Origin of the sequence: Variovorax sp. OV084 (assembly GCF_900111625.1) — a bacterium.
GTDB lineage: Bacteria > Pseudomonadota > Gammaproteobacteria > Burkholderiales > Burkholderiaceae_C > Variovorax.
Window position 1 is genome coordinate 150,984 of sequence record NZ_FOII01000006.1, and the last position, 17,424, is coordinate 168,407.

Sequence of the window (17,424 nt, forward strand, 5' to 3'; positions counted from 1 at the left end):
AGCCATGAAGAAAACAACCATCGCATCGCTGCTGTGGCTGGCCGCCATCGGCCAGGCCTCGGCCGCGACCTGGGTCTATGTGTCGAACGCCGACAGCCAGGAGATCTCGGTGCTCGAACTCGACCGGGCCCAGGGCGCGCTCAAGCCCGTTCAGACGCTGAACGTCGGCGGCACCGTGATGCCGATGGTGGTGAGCCATGACAAGCGCATGCTGTATGCCGCGCTGCGCTCGCAGCCGTTTCGCGTGACCGCGCTGTCGATCGACGGCGCCACCGGAAAACTGCAGAAGCTCGGCGAAGCGCCGCTGGCCGACAGCATGGCCAACATCGACCTGGACGCGAGCGGCAAGTGGCTCTTCGCGGCCTCGTACCAGGGCGGCAAGATCACGGTCAATGCCATCGGCAAGGACGGCGCGGTGGGCCCCATTCACCAGCTGATCCAGACCGGGCCCAATGCGCATGCGATCCATGCGGACGCGAGCAACCGCTTCGTGCTCGCCACCAGCCTCGGCGGCGACAACGTGTCGAGCTGGCGCTTCGATGCGGAGAAAGGATTGCTGTCGCCCAACGATCCGCCGCTGACCACCACCGCCGCGAAGGCGGGCCCGCGCCACTTCGTCTGGGACAAGGCGCAGCGGCACGTCTATCTGCTGGACGAGCTCGACGCGGCGCTGCACGTGTTCGCGTGGGATGCCGCGCGCGGCACGCTCAAGCTCGAGCAGAGCACGACCACGCTGCCCGCCGGCTTCACCGGCAAGCCCTGGGCCGCCGACCTGCACCTGACACCCGACGGGCGCTACCTGTACGCGTCGGAGCGCACGTCGAGCACCCTCTCGACATTCAAGGTCGATGCCGCCACGGGGCAGCTTCAGCCGCTCGGGCAGACCCCGACCGAGAAAACACCGCGCGGCTTCGCCATCGATGCCACCGGCCGCTACCTGATTGCCGCAGGGCAGGAGTCGAACGGCATCTCGCTCTACGCCATCGACGCCGCCACCGGTGCGCTGGGCAAGCCCCAGCACCTGGACGTGGGCAAGAACCCGAACTGGATCGAGATCGTCGACATGCCCTGACGGGCGCCGCACCACACATCAATAGGAGACCTTCGCATGCAACGCCGCACACTCATTCGCACCGCCCTCGCCTCTTCGCTCGCCGCCGGTCTTCCGGTGGCCTTCGCGCAGAGCAGCAACAACTGGCCGACGGGCAAGGCCATCACTTACCTCGTGCCCTTTCCCGCGGGCGGCACCACCGACGTGCTGGGCCGGCTGATCGGGCAGAAGCTCGGCACCGTGCTGGGCACCAGCGTGATCATCGACAACAAGGGCGGCGCCGGCGGCAGCGTGGGCTCGGAAGTCGGCGCGCGTGCGGCGCCGGACGGCTTCACACTGATCGGCGGCACCATCAGCTCGCACGCAATCAACGTGAGCCTGTATCCGAAGATCGGCTACGACCCGCAGAAGTCGTTCGCGCCGGTGACGCTGATCGGCACCAACCCGGTGGTGCTGGTGGTGAACCAGGCGAGCCCGTACAAGACGCTGAAGGACGTGATCGCGGCCAGCAAGGCCAAAACGGGCGGGCTCTCGTCGGCCTCGGCCGGCACGGGCACTTCGCAGCACCTGGCGCTGGAACTGCTGGCCTTCAAGTCGGGCGTGAAGTTCACTCACATTCCGTACAAGGGCAGCGGCCCGGCGATCCAGGACGTGATCGGCGGACAGGTCGACATGATGTTCGACACCACGGTGGTCGCGGGTCCGCACATCCAGAGCGGCAAGCTGCGCGCGATTGCCGTCACATCGTCGAAGCGCCTGGCCTCGATGCCCGACGTGCCGACGGTGGCCGAGTCGGGCGTGCCGGGCCTGCAAGACTTCGAGGTGGTGTCGTGGCAGGCGATCTTCGTGCCTGCGGGCACGCCTGCACCGGTCGTCGACAGGCTGCACACCGAGATCCGCAAGATCCTCGCGACGCCCGAGATGCAGGACAAGCTCAAGGGCTTCGGCATGGAGCCGACCGACCTGAGCACCACGCAGATCGCGGCGTTCCAGAAGGCCGAGGTGGAGAAGTGGGCGCAGGTGATCAAGGCGGCAGGCATCAAGGCCGATTGACCGGCTGACTGCGGGCCGGGCGAACCAAGGGAAGCTTCCTACGCCCCGAGGAAGAAGCGCTTTATAGAATGCCCCTCCGATTCCGCATTCCAGGCCTTCCCCACGTGTCCGACCGCTCTGCCGTACTGCCCCAATACCTGTTCCCCAAGCAGGCCCTGACCAATTTCGCCGGCTGGGTTGCGGGCAAGGAACGGGGCGCCGTGACGACGTGGATCATCCGGCGCTTCGTGGCCAAGTACGGCGTGGACATGGGCGAGGCGCTCGAGTCGGACATCCAGCACTACAAGAGCTTCAACCAGTTCTTCACGCGCGCGCTCAAGCCCGGTGCGCGGCCGCTCGCGCAGGCCGACCTGGTCTGCCCCGTGGACGGCGCGATCAGCCAGTTCGGCGCGATCCAGGGCGACCAGATTTTCCAGGCCAAGGGCCACAACTACACGACCACCGCACTGGTCGGCGGCGACGCTACGCTGGCCGCGAAGTTCGCGCACGGCAGCTTCGCCACGCTGTACCTGAGCCCCAAGGACTACCACCGCATCCACATGCCTTGCGACGGGCGGCTTGTGCGCATGATCCATGTGCCGGGCGACCTGTTCTCGGTGAACCCCACCACGGCGCGCGGCGTGCCCGGCCTGTTCGCGCGCAACGAGCGCGTGGTGTGCGTCTTCGAATCGGCGCACGGCCCCTTCGTGCTGGTGCTGGTGGGCGCCACCATCGTCGGCAGCATGGCCACCGTATGGCACGGCGTGGTCAATCCGCCGCGCGTGGGCGAGCTGCGCGAGTGGCACTACACCGACCAGCAGATCGACATCCGCAAGGGCGACGAGATGGGCCGTTTCTTGCTCGGGTCGACGGTCGTCATGCTGTTCCCGGCGCCCGCGCTGGCCTTCAACCAGGACTGGTCGCCCACCCGCGCGATCCGCCTGGGCGAAGCCATGGCCAACTACACCAATTTGTGAGTGTTTGTCTCACAACCCGCATGCAGCATGCCCTGACAGCTATAAAACTAGTAGCATCCTCATCGATTGCGCTATAGTCGCCGGCCAACGAGACGGTTCATACCAACCACAAGAACGCTTCGAGGAGATGATGTCGATGAGTACCAAGGAAAACGCAGCCGTCAGCCAGTTGCTCGCCCTGCTCGAAGCCCGCTACGCGCTGCGCGTGCTCTGGGCCCTGCGCGACGGCCATGCGCAGACCTTCCGTTTGCTTCAGGACAGCGTGGGCAGCATCACTCCCAACACGCTCAACACCCGCATCAAGGAACTGCGCGAAGCCGGCATCGTCGGCCACGGCAGCGACGGCTACAGCCTCACGCTCAGCGGCCAGGACCTGCTCAAGCGCCTTTCCGACCTGCAGGCTTTTGCCGGCAAATGGCAACTGGGACAACTCAAGAAAGCAGCGGCACCCGCAGCGGTCGCATCGCCCGCCGCGCCGGTTTCCCCAGCGGCCGCACCCGCTCCGGCCCCGGTGGCGGCACCTGCGTCCACACCCGCGCCCCCTTCCGACGACACCAGCCAGAGCTGACGGACCACAGGCCTGCCTGCCCGGCATCGGTAAACTCCGCGCCTTCGATCCACTGATCTCACATCGACGCAAGGAGCGTTTCTCATGCCCACCACTCCCTCCGGCCTGCAATACGAAGACACCGAAGTCGGCACCGGCGCCGAAGCCAAGGCCGGCCAGCACGTGCACGTGCACTACACCGGCTGGCTCTACAACGACGGCGTGCAAGGCGCCAAGTTCGATTCGAGCCGCGACCGCAACGACCCGTTCGCGTTCTCGCTGGGCGCGGGCCAGGTCATCAAGGGCTGGGACGAAGGCGTGGCCGGCATGAAGATCGGCGGCAAGCGCACGCTGATCATTCCCGCATCGCTGGGCTATGGCGCTCGCGGCGCCGGCGGCGTGATCCCGCCGAACGCCACGCTGAAGTTCGACGTCGAGCTCCTGGACGCACACTGAGCATTCGAGCCGACGGCTCCAAGGCCCGATTCCGGGCCTTTTTCATGCCTCCGCGGCCCTTTTGGCCGCGTTTTTTCGCTTGAAATGCTTTGGGCCAGCCCCATGTGGCTGGCTAACGTTTGTTTTCCGGCACACGCCGGTTCTTTGAAAAATGTCTGACCCGCAACAATCCGCACAGAATTCTCAAATGCTGCAAGGCGAGCCAAGCCCCGAAGAACTGGAGGCTGCGCACGCCGCCAATGAAGCCGAGGCGCTCGACGCCCTGGCCGTGGCACAAGGCGAGCTCGCCGCCCTGCAGACCAAGAATGCCGAACTGGCCGACCAGTACCTGCGCGCCCAGGCCGATGTGCAGAACGCCCGTCGCCGCGCCGACGACGAGATCACCAAGGCCCGCAAGTTCGCCGTCGAGGCCTTTGCCGAGAGCCTGCTACCGGTGACCGACAGCCTCGAAGCCGGCCTGGCCATCAAGGACGCCACCCCCGAGCAGATCCGCGAAGGCGCCGAAGCCACGCTGCGCCAGCTCAAGAGCGCGCTCGAACGCAACAAGGTGATCGAAGTGGCCCCCGCACCCGGCACCAAGTTCGACCCGCACCAACACCAGGCCATCTCGGTGGTGCCCGCCGACCAGGAGCCGAACACCGTGGTGAGCGTGCTGCAGAAGGGCTACACCATCAACGAGCGCGTGCTGCGCCCGGCGCTGGTCACGGTCAGCGCGCCGAAGTAAGCAACGCACACCAGCGTTCGCCGGCACACAAGATTCCCACAGGAAATCCCCGCTTCATACCTTGAATCGCGACGGGTTATCCACAAGTTCATAACAACATATTTTTCAGGCTTTCAGGAGTAAAGAACATGGCAAAGATCATCGGCATCGACCTCGGCACCACCAACTCGTGCGTGTCGATCATGGAAGGCAACACCACGCGTGTGATCGAGAACTCGGAAGGTGCGCGCACCACGCCGTCGATCGTCGCGTACCAGGAAGACGGTGAAGTGCTGGTCGGTGCCTCGGCCAAGCGCCAGGCCGTTACCAACCCCAAGAACACGCTGTACGCGATCAAGCGACTGATCGGCCGCAAGTTCGAGGAAAAGGAAGTCCAGAAGGACATCGACCTGATGCCCTACACCATCGCCAAGGCCGACAACGGCGACGCATGGGTGGAAGTGCGCGGCAAGAAGATGGCCCCGCAACAGGTCAGCGCCGACATCCTGCGCAAGATGAAGAAGACCGCCGAAGACTACCTCGGCGAAACCGTGACCGAAGCCGTGATCACGGTGCCGGCCTACTTCAACGACGCCCAGCGCCAGGCCACCAAGGACGCCGGCCGCATCGCGGGCCTGGACGTCAAGCGCATCATCAACGAGCCCACCGCTGCTGCCCTGGCCTTCGGCCTCGACAAGCAGGACAAGGCCGACCGCAAGATCGCCGTGTATGACCTCGGCGGCGGTACCTTCGACGTGTCGATCATCGAAATTGCCGACGTCGACGGCGAGAAGCAGTTCGAAGTGCTGTCGACCAACGGCGACACCTTCCTGGGCGGCGAAGACTTCGACCAGCGCATCATCGACTACATCATCGGCGAGTTCAAAAAGGACCAGGGCGTCGACCTGAGCAAGGACGTGCTGGCCCTGCAGCGCCTGAAGGAAGCCGCTGAAAAGGCCAAGATCGAACTGTCGAACAGCGCGCAGACCGACATCAACCTGCCCTACATCACGGCCGATGCCTCGGGTCCGAAGCACCTGAACATCAAGCTCACCCGCGCCAAGCTCGAAAGCCTGGTCGACGAGCTGATCGAGCGCACCATCGCTCCCTGCCGCGTGGCCATCAAGGACGCCGGCATCAGCGTGGGCGACATCAACGACGTGATCCTGGTCGGCGGCATGACCCGCATGCCCAAGGTGCAGGACAAGGTGAAGGCCTTCTTCGGCAAGGAGCCGCGCAAGGACGTGAACCCCGACGAAGCCGTGGCTGTCGGCGCCGCCATCCAGGGCCAGGTGCTCTCGGGCGACCGCAAGGACGTGCTGCTGCTCGACGTGACCCCGCTGTCGCTGGGCATCGAAACGATGGGCGGCGTGATGACGAAGATGATCGCCAAGAACACGACGATCCCGACGAAGTTCGCGCAGACCTTCTCGACCGCCGAAGACAACCAGCCGGCCGTGACCATCAAGGTGTTCCAGGGCGAGCGCGACATCGCCGCGGGCAACAAGGCGCTCGGCGAATTCAATCTTGAAGGCATTCCGCCGGCATCGCGCGGCACGCCGCAGATCGAGGTGAGCTTCGACATCGACGCCAACGGCATCCTGCACGTCGGCGCGAAGGACAAGGGCACCGGCAAGGAAAACAAGATCACCATCAAGGCGAGCTCGGGCCTGTCCGAGGACGAGATCCAGAAGATGGTGAAGGACGCCGAACTCAACGCCGAAGACGACAAGAAGAAGCTCGAAATCGTGCAGGCGCGCAACCAGGGCGAGGCAATGGTGCATAGCGTGAAGAAGTCGCTGGGCGAACATGGTGCAAGCCTCGAAGCCGCCGAGAAGGACGCGATCGAAGCAGCGATCAAGGACCTGGAAGAAGCCCTCAAGGGTGAAGACAAGACCGCGATCGAGGAAAAGACCAACACGCTGATGACCGCAAGCCAGAAGCTGGGCGAGAAGATGTACGCCGAATCGCAGGCCGCGGCCGGCGCCTCGGCCGCCTCCGGCCCGGGTGGCGCGGAAGCTGCTGCAAGCGCGCAGGCCGACGACAACGTGGTCGACGCCGAAGTGAAGGAAGTCAAGAAGGGCTGATCTTCAGTCCCTTGAGCAAGGCTGGAACACCTGAAAAGGTGCTCCAGCCTTTCTCGCTTCAAGTTACCCGAGTTCCCGCTGCTTCCCTGATCTGCTGATCGACCTGCCATGGCCACCAAACGCGACTACTACGAAACCCTCGGCGTCCCCAAGAACGCGAGCGAGGAAGAAATCAAGAAGGCTTATCGCAAGCTTGCGATGAAGCACCATCCCGACCGCAACCACGGCGACACCTCGAAGGAGGCCGAGGCCAAGTTCAAGGAGGTGAAGGAAGCCTACGAAATGCTGTCCGACGGACAGAAGCGCGCGGCCTACGACCAGTACGGCCATGCCGGCGTCGACCCCAACATGCGCGGCGGCCCGGGCGCGGAAGGCTTCGGCGGTTTCGCGGAAGCCTTCGGCGACATCTTCGGCGACGTATTCGGCGGCGGCGGCCGAGGCCGCACCAGCAGCGGCCGCCAGGTGTTCCGCGGCAGCGACCTGAGCTACGCGATGGAGATCTCGCTCGAAGAGGCTGCAGAAGGCAAGACCACCGAGATCCGCATCCCCACCTGGGACGAGTGCGACACCTGCCATGGCTCGGGCGCGAAGCCCGGCACCAAGCCCATCACCTGCACGACCTGCCACGGCGCGGGCGCGGTGCAGATGCGCCAGGGCTTCTTCAGCGTGCAGCAGACCTGCCCTACCTGTCACGGCAGCGGCAAGATCGTTCCCGAGCCCTGCACCGTGTGCCACGGCCAGGGCAAGATCAAGCGCAACAAGACGCTCGAAGTGAAGATCCGCGCAGGCATCGACGACGGCCAGCGCATGCGCGTGACCGGCAGCGGCGAGCCCGGCGTCAACGGCGGCCCGCCGGGCGACCTGTACATCGAGATCCGGCTCAGGAAGCACGACATCTTCGAGCGCGACGGCGACAACCTGCACTGCGTGGTGCCCGTGAGCATGACCACGGCGGCGCTGGGCGGCGAGATCAACGTGCCCACGCTCAAGGGCGCGGCGGCCATCGACATTCCCGAAGGCACGCAAAGCGGCAAGCAGTTCCGCCTGCGCGGCAAGGGCATCAAGGGCGTCAACTCGAGCTACCCCGGCGACCTCTACTGCCACGTGCGCGTCGAGACGCCTGTGAAGCTCACCGAGTTCCAGCGCAAGCTGCTGAAGGACCTCGACGAGTCGCTCAAGAAGGGCGGTGAGAAGCACAGCCCGACCGACAAGGGCTGGTTCGACAAGGCGAAGGAATTCTTCAGCTGAGCTGGCTTGTGAGCACCAAAGGCGTGCAGGGACTGGCCGGCTGCCTGAATCCCTGCCTCATCCGGCGCCAGCGTTACAGGTCGGACCTGTTCTCCATCTGAGATATGTAACGCCGGGGGCTTCACTTCAGTGGATGCCACCACCTCCAACCAGGGCCGCTTAGCGGCCCTTTGTCATGCTGGAGTCGCCGGACTGGTGCATCCAGGCCTCCCAGGCCCGTAGCAGGCACATTGGCAGTGCGTCCTGCACCTCTGCGGTACATGCCGACCCGCGCCCAAGCTTCCTTCCCACGCCAACACGCGCAAGCGGCCCATCAAAAAGTGGCGCGAGGATTGCTTTTATATTTTTTTTGGCTGTGCAATAAACCAAACGACAGACCGCGCGTTATTGCAGGAGACGCCCGTTTTTTTGAGCCCCGAGGCTCAATAGGCGATGCTTTCCCGGAGAAAAGGCAAAAACGGACGATAGCCATTTGGCATAGGTGTTTTCACCCGGGGAGAATTGGGAAAGCGAGCCTTTGAATTTAACTGAAATCCGGAAATTTGTTCCTTGTTTTTCGTTGAACTTTACTCGTCCGTGTGGTTCTGAATTAACAAATGATTTGCCGGGTTCAATCTTTGCTTTATGCTGATTGTTAGCAGATTGTTGTAAGGGAGTTTTCCGCGGCATGCAGCCATGGGCAGGCACACCTTTAAATGTTGCGCAAGGCCTTTGCTGCACGCCATCGGGCTAAAAGCCCACTGACTTGATGGAGGCGTGACCATGGATGTGATCAGCAACTTTGCCGCCCGCTACGAGCGCACCCGCGAGGAAGTCATCTCGCTGCAGGACTACCTGGATATCTGCAAGCGTGACCCCACGGCCTACGCCACTGCCTCCGAGCGCATGCTCAAGGCCATCGGCGACCCGGAGCTGGTCGACACGCGCAACGACCCCCGTCTTTCGCGCATCTTCGCCAACAAGGTCATCAAGATCTATCCGGCGTTCAAGGAGTTCTATGGCATGGAAGACGCCATAGAACAGGTGGTGTCCTATTTCCGACACGCAGCCCAGGGGCTGGAAGAAAAGAAGCAAATCCTTTACCTGCTGGGCCCGGTCGGTGGCGGCAAGAGCTCGATCGCCGAACGCCTGAAGCAGTTGATGGAGCACGTGCCCTTCTACGCCATCCAGGGCTCGCCGGTGAACGAATCCCCGCTCGGCCTCTTCGACACGCTCGAAGACGGCGAGATCCTTGAAAAAGAATACGGCATCCCCCGCCGGTACCTGAATCGAATTCTCTCGCCCTGGGCCGTCAAGCGGCTCGAGGAGTACGGCGGCGACATCCGCCAGTTCAAGATCGTCAAGCGCTTCCCGTCGGTGCTGCGGCAGATCGCCGTCGCCAAGACCGAGCCCGGCGACGAGAACAACCAGGACATTTCCTCGCTGGTCGGCAAGGTCGACATCCGCAAGCTCGAAACCTATGCCCAGGACGATCCGGACGCCTACGCCTACTCCGGCGGCCTGTGCCTGGCCAACCAGGGCCTGCTGGAGTTCGTGGAAATGTTCAAGGCGCCCATCAAGGTGCTGCACCCTCTGCTCACGGCAACGCAGGAAAGCAACTTCAAGGGCACCGAAGGCTTCGGCGCCATCCCGTTCGACGGCATCGTGCTCGCGCACAGCAACGAGAGCGAGTGGAAGGCCTTCCGCAACAACAAGAACAACGAGGCTTTCCTCGACCGGATCTACATCGTCAAGGTGCCCTACTGCCTGCGCGCCTCGGAAGAAATCAAGATCTACGAGAAGCTCGTGCGCAACTCGTCGCTGGCCCAGGCGCCCTGCGCACCCGGAACGCTGCGCATGATGGCCCAGCTCTCGGTGCTCACGCGCCTGAAGGAGCCCGAGAACTCGAGCACCTTCAGCAAGATGCAGGTGTACGACGGCGAGAACCTTAAAGATACCGACCCCAAGGCCAAGTCGATCCAGGAGTACCGCGACTACGCGGGCGTCGACGAAGGCATGAGCGGTGTGTCCACGCGCTTCGCCTTCAAGATCATCTCGAAGGTCTTCAACTTCGACAGCTCGGAAGTGGCCGCGAACCCGGTGCACCTGATGTATGTGCTCGAACAGCAGATCGAGCGCGAGCAGTTCGCGCCCGAGATCGAGCAGAAGTACATCAGCTACATCAAGGAGCTGCTGGCGCCGCGCTACGCCGAGTTCATCGGCAAGGAGATCCAGACCGCCTACCTCGAGAGCTACAGCGAGTACGGCCAGAACATCTTCGACCGCTACGTCACCTACGCCGACTACTGGATCCAGGACCAGGAGTTCCGCGACGTCGACACCGGCGAAGTGTTCGATCGCGCCTCGCTCAATGGCGAACTCGAAAAAATCGAGCGGCCCGCCGGCATCGGCAACCCCAAGGACTTCCGCAACGAGATCGTCAACTTCGTGCTGCGCGCACGGGCCGGCAACGCGGGGCGCAACCCGGCGTGGACCAGCTACGAAAAGCTGCGCGCGGTGATCGAGAAGAAGATGTTCTCCAACACCGAAGAGCTCCTGCCGGTGATCAGCTTCAACACCAAGAGCAGCGCCGACGAACAGAAGAAGCACGAAGACTTCGTGACCCGCATGGTCGAGAAGGGCTACACGGCCAAGCAGGTTCGCCTGCTCTGCGAGTGGTATCTGCGGGTGCGCAAGAGTTCATAAAAAGACGACCCTTCGTTCGTTCTCTCTTTGCAAGGAGCTTTGACAACATCGTGGCCATCCTGCAGCAGATCATCGACCGCCGGCTATCGGGCAAGAACAAGTCCATTGGCAACCGCGAGCGCTTCCTTCGGCGCTACAAGGGGCAGATCCAGGAAGCGGTGAGGCGCGCCGTCAGCGGCCGCAACATCCGCGAACTGGAGCAAGGCGAAGACGTGACCCTGCCGCGCCACGACGTGTCCGAACCGGTGTTCGGCCATGCACGCGGCGGCGACCGCGAGTACGTGCACCCAGGCAATCAGGAGTACCTGAAAGGCGACCGCATCAAGCGCCCCGAAGGCGGGGGCAGCGGTGGCTCCGGCAGCGGCGAGGCCAGCGACAGCGGCGAAGGCGAGGACGACTTCGTCTTCCGCCTCACGCGCGAAGAGTTCATGCGCGTGTTCTTCGACGACCTCGCGCTGCCGCACCTCATTCGCACGCAGATCGCCGACGTGCCCGAGTGGAAGAGCCACCGCGCCGGCTTCACCAGCGACGGCTCGCCCAACAACCTGCACGTGGTGCGCTCGATGCGCGGTGCGCTCGCCCGCCGCATCGCGCTGGGCGGCGAACCGCGCAAGGAGCTCAAGCGCCTGGAAGCGCACCTCGAACACCTGAAGCTGCATCCGCAGGTCACTTCAGCGCTCATCCAGAAGGAAATTCGCGAGACCGAAGAGCGCATCGCCGAGCTGCGCCGCACCATGCGGCACGTGCCCTACATCGACCCCATCGACCTGCGCTACCGCAACCGCGTGAAGACGCCGGTGCCCAGTGCCAAGGCCGTGATGTTCTGCCTCATGGACGTGTCGGGCTCGATGGACGAGGCGCGCAAGGACATGGCCAAGCGCTTCTTCATGCTGCTGTACATGTTCCTCACGCGGCACTACGAGACCATCGACCTCGTGTTCCTGCGCCATCACACGCAGGCGCAGGAGGTGACTGAAGAAGAGTTCTTCCACGCCACCGAAACCGGCGGCACCGTGGTGTCGAGCGCGCTGGTATTGATGGACGAGATCATCAAGGCGCGCTACCCCAGCGGCGAATGGAACGTGTACGGCGCGCAGGCCAGCGACGGCGACAACTGGCACCAGGACAGCGGCCGCTGCCGCGAGCTGCTGGTCGAGAACATCCTGCCGGTGGTGCGCTACTACGCCTACGTGCAGGTGGCCGAGACCGAGCAGAACCTGTGGCAGGAGTACCAGCAGCTCGAGGGCGTCGCGCCCAACTTCGCCATGCGCAAGGTGTCCGACGCGCAAGACATCTATCCGGTTTTCCGCGACCTGTTCAAGAAGGAAGGGGTCACGTCATGAGCGCCATCATCGTCCCCCCCCGGCTCGAACGCCTGCCCAGCCCTTCCGACTGGACATTCGACCTCATCGAGACATATCACACCGAGATCGCCAAGACTGCCAAGGGCTATGGCCTCGACGTGTACGCGAACCAGCTCGAGGTCATCACGGCCGAACAGATGATGGACGCCTACGCGAGCGTGGGCATGCCGATGATCTATCGCCACTGGTCGTACGGCAAACAATTCATCGCCACCGAGAAAAACTATCGCCGGGGCCACATGGGGCTGGCCTACGAGATCGTCATCAACTCCGATCCGTGCATCGCCTACCTGATGGAAGAAAACACCATGGCCATGCAGGCCCTGGTGATCGCGCATGCGGCCTACGGCCACAACAGCTTCTTCAAGGGCAACTACCTGTTCCGCATGTGGACCGATGCGTCGTCCATCATCGACTACCTCGTCTACGCACGGCACTACATCGCCGAATGCGAGGAGCGTCACGGCCTCGATGCGGTCGAGGAACTGCTCGACTCCTGCCACGCGCTCATGAACTACGGCGTCGACCGCTATCGCCGCCCGCAGAAGCGCTCGCTGGCGCAAGAAAGCGCCCAGCGCACCGAGCGCGAACGCCACATGCAGCAGCAGGTGAACGACCTGTGGCGCACGCTGCCGCGCAAGAGCGAGCAGGCGGCCGAGTCCGATTCGTCAAAACGCTTTCCGTCGGAGCCGCAGGAGAACCTGCTCTACTTCATCGAGAAGAACGCCGCGCTGCTCGAACCCTGGCAGCGCGAGGTGGTGCGCATCGTGCGCAAGATCGCGCAGTACTTCTACCCGCAGCGCCAGACCCAGGTGATGAACGAAGGCTGGGCCACCTTCTGGCACTACACGCTGCTCAACACCATGTACGACCGCGGCCAGCTGGCCGACGGCTTCATGATGGAATGGCTCAGTTCGCACACGGGCGTGATCTTCCAGCCGCCGGTGGGACACCGCGCCTACAGCGGCATCAACCCGTATGCGTTGGGTTTCGCGATGTACACCGATCTGCGGCGCGTCTGCGAGAAGCCGACCGAGGAAGACCGCCGCTGGTTCCCCGACTTCGCGGGCAGCGACTGGCTCAAGACGCTCGACTACGCGATGCGCAACTTCAAGGACGAGAGCTTCATCGGCCAGTTCCTGAGCCCGAAGACGATGCGCGACTTCCGCCTGTTCTCGATCCGCGACTTCCAGAGCGAGGCCGAGCTGGAGGTATCCGCCATCCACGACGACAGCGGCTACCAGGCGCTGCGCGAATCGCTGTCACGCCAGTACGACATCAGCAGCCGCGAGCCCGACATCCAGGTATGGAGCGTGGCCACGCGCGGCGACCGTTCGCTGACGCTGCGTCACACGCAGCGCAACAACCTGCCGCTGCACGACGGGGCGGAAGAAGTGCTGAAGCACGTCGCGCGGCTCTGGGGCTTCGACGTACACCTCGAAAGCATCGACAGCGCCGGGCGCATCAGCCGCAGCTGGAAGGCCACGGCGCCGAAGCAGCTCTACTAGAAGTACGAGGGTCAGGGCACCAGGGCCGCGATGGCCAAGGTGTAGCCCTTCACGCCCAGCCCCACGATGATTCCCTTCGCCGCGGGCGAGATGTACGAGTGGTGGCGGAATTCTTCCCGCGCGTGCACGTTGGAGATGTGCAGCTCGATCAGCGGCACGCTCGCGCCCTTGATCGCATCGTGCAGCGCGATCGACGTGTGGGTGTAGGCGCCGGGGTTCATCACCACGCCGAGCATGTTGCCCGCCGCCACTTCGCGGCCGGCTTCCTGGATCCAGTCGATCAGCACGCCTTCGTGGTTCGACTGGCGGCATTCGATCTCCACGCCCAGCTTCGCGCCCGTGTCCTTGCACAGGCGCTCGACGTCGGCCAGCGTGTCGCGTCCGTACTGTTCGGGCTCGCGCGTGCCGAGCAGGTTGAGGTTGGGGCCGTTGAGGACGAGGATTTTCTTCATGATGGATGAGGGTCTGGCGGACTGCAATTATGGTCTCGCGGCCGTCCTGCGGCGCCGCGCCGTGGACGATCCGACGTAGTAGTTGTACGAATCGATGTCGACCACGCAGCGCGCCATCAGGTCGACGAACGAGCGCAGCTTCTGCCCCATGTAGCGCTGCCGTTGGTAGGCACAGTAGATGCGCCGCGGCTCGGGCTGCCACTGCGGCAGCACCGGCACCAGCACGCCCTGCTCCAGCTCGGGCCGCACGAAGAAGGCCGGCAGCAGCGCGATGCCCAGGCCGTCGATACAGAAAGTCTTCATGACCCAGTGGTCGTTGGTCTCGAAGGCGGGCTCGGGCTGGAAGGCAAAGCTCGACGCGCCCGACACCAGCAGCACCTGCGAACGCACCGAAGGCTCCTTCATCACGATGGACTGGTGCGTGGCCAGCTCTTCAGGCGACGACGGCGTGCCGCGGCGCGCCAGGTACTGCGGACTCGCATACAGCCCGTAGTTCAGCCGCCCGAGCAGCTTGGCCACGAGGTTCGGCGCATCGGGCGGCTCGGAGCACACGTAGCAGTCGACATCGCCGATCTGCGGCGCATGGAAGCCGTTCGCCACATCGAGCTGGCAGCGCACGTCCGGATGCGTCTCCAGGAACAGCTTGACCACGTGGCAGACGAAGGAGGTGCTGAACTGCGTGTCCGACAGCAGCGAGAGGCCGCCCGAGACGCCCGTCGTCAGCGCGTGGATCTCGGTGCTGGCCGCTTCGAGCCGGCCCGTCACTTCGTCGAGCAGCCCTTCGCCGCGCGCAAAGAAGGCGCGGCCGGCCTCGGTAAGCGCAATGCGGCGGGGGCTGCGCATCAGCAACTGCGCGCCAAGCAACTTCTCCAGCCGCGTGAGCTGCCGGCTCAAGGTGGCCTTGGAGACACCCGAGAGGCTTTCGGCCTTGGTGAGACTGCCGCTCCTGGCGATCAGTACGAAGGCCTCGACCAGGGCGAGATCGATCCGGCTCATGAGGCCCGGCGTTGCAAGAATGAAAAGTAGCGTCTCTTCATGTGGCTTTCATCGGTGCGGCGGAAGCGTTACGGTATCACCGGCGCCCAGCCTTGCGCCTCCCACGACTCATGAACACACAGAACACCGCCACCTGGCACCCCGTTACGCGCTCGGCCGACCTGCGCGCCGGCGCCAACATCGTCGCCGGCTTTGCCGAGGGCCAGGAGCTCGCGCTCTGGCGCGCCGCCGACGGCACCGCCCAGGCCTGGGAGAACCGCTGCCCGCACCGCAGCGTGCGCTTCACGCTGGGCCAGGTCGTCGACAACCGCCTGGCCTGCGCATATCACGGCTGGCAGTACGCGGCGGGCAGCGGGCAGTGCACCAGCATTCCGGCGCATCCGGCCATGCAGGCTCCGCGCAACGTCTGCGCGAAGACCTTCGGCACGATGGAGGCCGCAGGGATGCTGTGGGTTCACCTGTCGCCCGAAACGCCGCCCGCGCCCGCCGAATTGGAAGGCGCCGTCCCCACCGACTGGCACTTCTGCCGCACGCTGACCGTGCGTGCGCCCGCCGGCACGGTGCGAGAAACGCTGGCACAGCGCGGCCTGACAGCCGATGCGGTCTCAGCCGCCTGGCGCGGCCTGCTCGACGACGTGAACACCGTCGCCCTCGTCCTCGACGCCCAGCCCCGGCTTGCCTTCGTCCACCTGTGGACCGATGCAGCGCCCGGCTCGCCCGCCATGAAGGCCCTGCACACCGCCGCCCGCGAACTGCGCGCCGGCATCGAAGCCCTGCCCCAAGGCTGAAAGCACCCATGCCCTTCGTTACCGACGACCCCAACATGCTCGACGACTGGCTGGTCGTCGGGCCCGCGACGACCACGCCCCGCACGACCCGCCTGCTCGGCGAAACCGTGCAGCTCTGGACCGACGCCGACGGCACGCCCCAATGCCGCCTCGGCGACCAGCCGCTTACTGTGCAGTCGCGCTACGGCTACCTCTGGGTCTGCCCCAGCGGCCGACCCGCGCGCGCCCTGTTCGACTTCCCGGAGTACAGCGAGCCCGGCCGCCGCATCATCGACTGCGGCGGCATCGGCGTCGCGGTGTCGGGCCTGCGCGTGATCGAGAACTTCCTCGACATGGCGCACTTTCCCTTCGTGCATGCCGACTACCTCGGCAAGGTGCCGCACACCGAGGTGGCGCAGTATCAGGTGCAGGTCGAGCCTGTCACCGGCGAAATCTGGGCCACCGACTGCCGCTTCTGGCAGCCGCGCGCTTCCGCCGCGCACGATTCGGGCAGCGAGGTGCTCTACAGGTACCGCGTGATGCAGCCCTTCTCGGCCATGCTCTACAAATCGAGCTTCCGTGCGGGCGCGCTCGACGCGATCGGCCTTTATCTTCAGCCCATCGACGACGAGCACGTTGTCGCCCACACGCTGCTCGCCTGCTACGACGACGACTCCACCGATGCCGAACTCATCGCCTTCCAGCACACCATCTTCGGCCAGGACAAGCCCATCCTGGAAAACCACGCATTCAAGCGCATGCCGCTCGAAGGCCGTGCCGAAACGCCGACGCGCGGCGACACATCCTCCGTCACTTATCGGCGATGGCTGCGCGAGCGCGGCATGCGCTTCGGCGTGAGGGCCGCGGCATGACGATCAGGCTGTACGACTACCCGCTCTCAGGCAACTGCTTCAAGGTACGGCAGATGCTGGCCTGGCTGGGTGTCGCGCACGAAACCGTGCCGGTCGATTTCTTTCCCGGCCGCGAGCACAAATCCGCCGCATTCCTGGCGAACATCAACCCGCTCGGCCAGCTCCCGGTGATCGACGACGACGGCTTCCTGCTGCGCGATGCACAGGCCATCCTGGTCTACCTGGCAAGCCGCTACGACGCGCAAGGCCGCTGGTACCCCGCCGACCCGAAGCTGCGCGGCCAGGTCGCGATGTGGCTCGCCACTGCCGACGACATCACCCGCACCGCCTCGGCCGCACGGCTGCACGACGCACTGGGCTACCACCACCTCGACATCGAAGCCTGCCGCAGCGGCGCCCGCGCCGTGTTCCGCGTGCTCGACGACCATCTTGCCGAACAGGCCAGCGCGGGCCTGCGCTGGCTTGCGTCCGCACCCGAGCCGACCATTGCCGACCTCGCCTGCTTCCCCTACGTCGCGCTTGCCGGCGAAGGCGGCATTTCTCTCGATGAATTTCCCGCACTGCGAAACTGGGTCTGGGACTTTCGCCACCTGCCCGGCTTTGTGGGAATGTCGGGAATCTTTCCCGCCGGCCCTGTTTGAACGTCGTCTGGGTATCCTTACCGCTTCGCCTTTCTGAA

16 protein-coding genes are annotated in these 17,424 nt (G+C 64.5%); 14 read left to right on the forward strand and 2 right to left on the reverse strand.

Translation table 11 applies throughout. The features are described 5' to 3' along the window. Positions 1-4 precede the first annotated feature (4 nt). The 11 genes from BMW87_RS17990 (at position 5) to BMW87_RS18040 (ending at position 13,658) form a co-directional block, all read left to right on the forward strand. A complete protein-coding gene (locus BMW87_RS17990; RefSeq protein WP_093077770.1) occupies positions 5-1,072 on the forward strand; it encodes a lactonase family protein in 1,068 nt (355 codons plus the stop codon). Between the two features lie 36 nt (positions 1,073-1,108). Beyond that, positions 1,109-2,104 carry a Bug family tripartite tricarboxylate transporter substrate binding protein gene (locus BMW87_RS17995; RefSeq protein ID WP_093077771.1) on the forward strand — a complete coding sequence of 332 codons (996 nt, stop codon included), beginning with the start codon at positions 1,109-1,111 and terminating at the stop codon, positions 2,102-2,104. Positions 2,105-2,208: 104 nt separating this feature from the next. Next, entirely contained in the window at positions 2,209-3,060 is an 852-nt protein-coding gene (asd, locus tag BMW87_RS18000; protein ID WP_093051397.1) for an archaetidylserine decarboxylase, read from the forward strand. Between the two features lie 136 nt (positions 3,061-3,196). Next, entirely contained in the window at positions 3,197-3,628 is a 432-nt protein-coding gene (locus tag BMW87_RS18005) for a winged helix-turn-helix transcriptional regulator (protein ID WP_093077949.1), read from the forward strand. An 84-nt stretch (positions 3,629-3,712) separates the two neighbouring features. Beyond that, on the forward strand, positions 3,713-4,063 hold the full coding sequence (locus BMW87_RS18010; RefSeq protein WP_013540334.1) for an FKBP-type peptidyl-prolyl cis-trans isomerase: 351 nt from the start codon (positions 3,713-3,715) through the stop codon (positions 4,061-4,063). Positions 4,064-4,214: 151 nt separating this feature from the next. Next, the gene (gene grpE / locus BMW87_RS18015; RefSeq protein WP_093051400.1) at positions 4,215-4,787 is read left to right on the forward strand and encodes a nucleotide exchange factor GrpE; all 573 of its coding nucleotides are present in this window, start codon (positions 4,215-4,217) and stop codon (positions 4,785-4,787) included. 128 nt (positions 4,788-4,915) lie between these two features. After that, positions 4,916-6,853 carry a molecular chaperone DnaK gene (dnaK, locus tag BMW87_RS18020; RefSeq protein WP_093051403.1) on the forward strand — a complete coding sequence of 646 codons (1,938 nt, stop codon included), beginning with the start codon at positions 4,916-4,918 and terminating at the stop codon, positions 6,851-6,853. Between the two features lie 108 nt (positions 6,854-6,961). Further along, positions 6,962-8,101 (forward strand): molecular chaperone DnaJ, encoded by a 1,140-nt coding sequence (dnaJ, locus tag BMW87_RS18025; RefSeq protein WP_093051406.1) that lies wholly within the window; start codon positions 6,962-6,964, stop codon positions 8,099-8,101. Between the two features lie 762 nt (positions 8,102-8,863). Continuing rightward, positions 8,864-10,786, forward strand: a complete 1,923-nt coding sequence (locus BMW87_RS18030; protein WP_093051862.1) for a PrkA family serine protein kinase — start codon at positions 8,864-8,866, stop codon at positions 10,784-10,786. Between the two features lie 50 nt (positions 10,787-10,836). Beyond that, positions 10,837-12,129 (forward strand): YeaH/YhbH family protein, encoded by a 1,293-nt coding sequence (locus BMW87_RS18035; RefSeq protein ID WP_093051409.1) that lies wholly within the window; start codon positions 10,837-10,839, stop codon positions 12,127-12,129. Continuing rightward, positions 12,126-13,658: a SpoVR family protein gene (locus BMW87_RS18040; protein WP_093051412.1), complete on the forward strand. Its 1,533-nt coding sequence runs from the start codon at positions 12,126-12,128 to the stop codon at positions 13,656-13,658. Before BMW87_RS18035 ends, BMW87_RS18040 begins: the two co-directional genes overlap by 4 nt. A gap of 11 nt (positions 13,659-13,669) precedes the next feature. Here the strand turns inward: BMW87_RS18040 and aroQ are convergent, their stop codons facing one another. After that, positions 13,670-14,110 carry a type II 3-dehydroquinate dehydratase gene (gene aroQ, locus BMW87_RS18045; RefSeq protein ID WP_093051415.1) on the reverse strand — a complete coding sequence of 147 codons (441 nt, stop codon included), beginning with the start codon at positions 14,108-14,110 and terminating at the stop codon, positions 13,670-13,672. Between the two features lie 27 nt (positions 14,111-14,137). Then, positions 14,138-15,106 (reverse strand): LysR family transcriptional regulator, encoded by a 969-nt coding sequence (locus BMW87_RS18050; RefSeq protein WP_093077773.1) that lies wholly within the window; start codon positions 15,104-15,106, stop codon positions 14,138-14,140. 110 nt (positions 15,107-15,216) lie between these two features. On the opposite strand from BMW87_RS18050, the gene BMW87_RS18055 reads away from it, so the two are divergent. The 3 genes from BMW87_RS18055 to BMW87_RS18065 are packed head-to-tail and all read left to right on the forward strand — an operon-like array spanning position 15,217 to position 17,386. After that, positions 15,217-15,894 carry a Rieske 2Fe-2S domain-containing protein gene (locus BMW87_RS18055; RefSeq protein WP_093077774.1) on the forward strand — a complete coding sequence of 226 codons (678 nt, stop codon included), beginning with the start codon at positions 15,217-15,219 and terminating at the stop codon, positions 15,892-15,894. An 8-nt stretch (positions 15,895-15,902) separates the two neighbouring features. Next, a complete protein-coding gene (locus tag BMW87_RS18060) occupies positions 15,903-16,745 on the forward strand; it encodes an aromatic ring-hydroxylating oxygenase subunit alpha (RefSeq protein ID WP_093077776.1) in 843 nt (280 codons plus the stop codon). Beyond that, a complete protein-coding gene (locus BMW87_RS18065; RefSeq protein ID WP_093077777.1) occupies positions 16,742-17,386 on the forward strand; it encodes a glutathione S-transferase family protein in 645 nt (214 codons plus the stop codon). Before BMW87_RS18060 ends, BMW87_RS18065 begins: the two co-directional genes overlap by 4 nt. Positions 17,387-17,424 lie beyond the last annotated feature (38 nt).

Coding starts and splice junctions, on each gene's coding strand:
- BMW87_RS18050 (WP_093077773.1), bottom strand. CDS start 15,106: ATGAGCCGGATCGATCTCGCCCTGGTCGAGGCCTTCGTACTGATCGCC.
- grpE (WP_093051400.1), top strand. CDS start 4,215: ATGTCTGACCCGCAACAATCCGCACAGAATTCTCAAATGCTGCAAGGC.
- BMW87_RS18030 (WP_093051862.1), top strand. CDS start 8,864: ATGGATGTGATCAGCAACTTTGCCGCCCGCTACGAGCGCACCCGCGAG.
- BMW87_RS17990 (WP_093077770.1), top strand. CDS start 5: ATGAAGAAAACAACCATCGCATCGCTGCTGTGGCTGGCCGCCATCGGC.
- dnaK (WP_093051403.1), top strand. CDS start 4,916: ATGGCAAAGATCATCGGCATCGACCTCGGCACCACCAACTCGTGCGTG.
- BMW87_RS18005 (WP_093077949.1), top strand. CDS start 3,197: ATGAGTACCAAGGAAAACGCAGCCGTCAGCCAGTTGCTCGCCCTGCTC.
- BMW87_RS17995 (WP_093077771.1), top strand. CDS start 1,109: ATGCAACGCCGCACACTCATTCGCACCGCCCTCGCCTCTTCGCTCGCC.
- BMW87_RS18055 (WP_093077774.1), top strand. CDS start 15,217: ATGAACACACAGAACACCGCCACCTGGCACCCCGTTACGCGCTCGGCC.
- aroQ (WP_093051415.1), bottom strand. CDS start 14,110: ATGAAGAAAATCCTCGTCCTCAACGGCCCCAACCTCAACCTGCTCGGC.
- dnaJ (WP_093051406.1), top strand. CDS start 6,962: ATGGCCACCAAACGCGACTACTACGAAACCCTCGGCGTCCCCAAGAAC.
- BMW87_RS18010 (WP_013540334.1), top strand. CDS start 3,713: ATGCCCACCACTCCCTCCGGCCTGCAATACGAAGACACCGAAGTCGGC.
- BMW87_RS18065 (WP_093077777.1), top strand. CDS start 16,742: ATGACGATCAGGCTGTACGACTACCCGCTCTCAGGCAACTGCTTCAAG.
- BMW87_RS18060 (WP_093077776.1), top strand. CDS start 15,903: ATGCCCTTCGTTACCGACGACCCCAACATGCTCGACGACTGGCTGGTC.
- BMW87_RS18040 (WP_093051412.1), top strand. CDS start 12,126: ATGAGCGCCATCATCGTCCCCCCCCGGCTCGAACGCCTGCCCAGCCCT.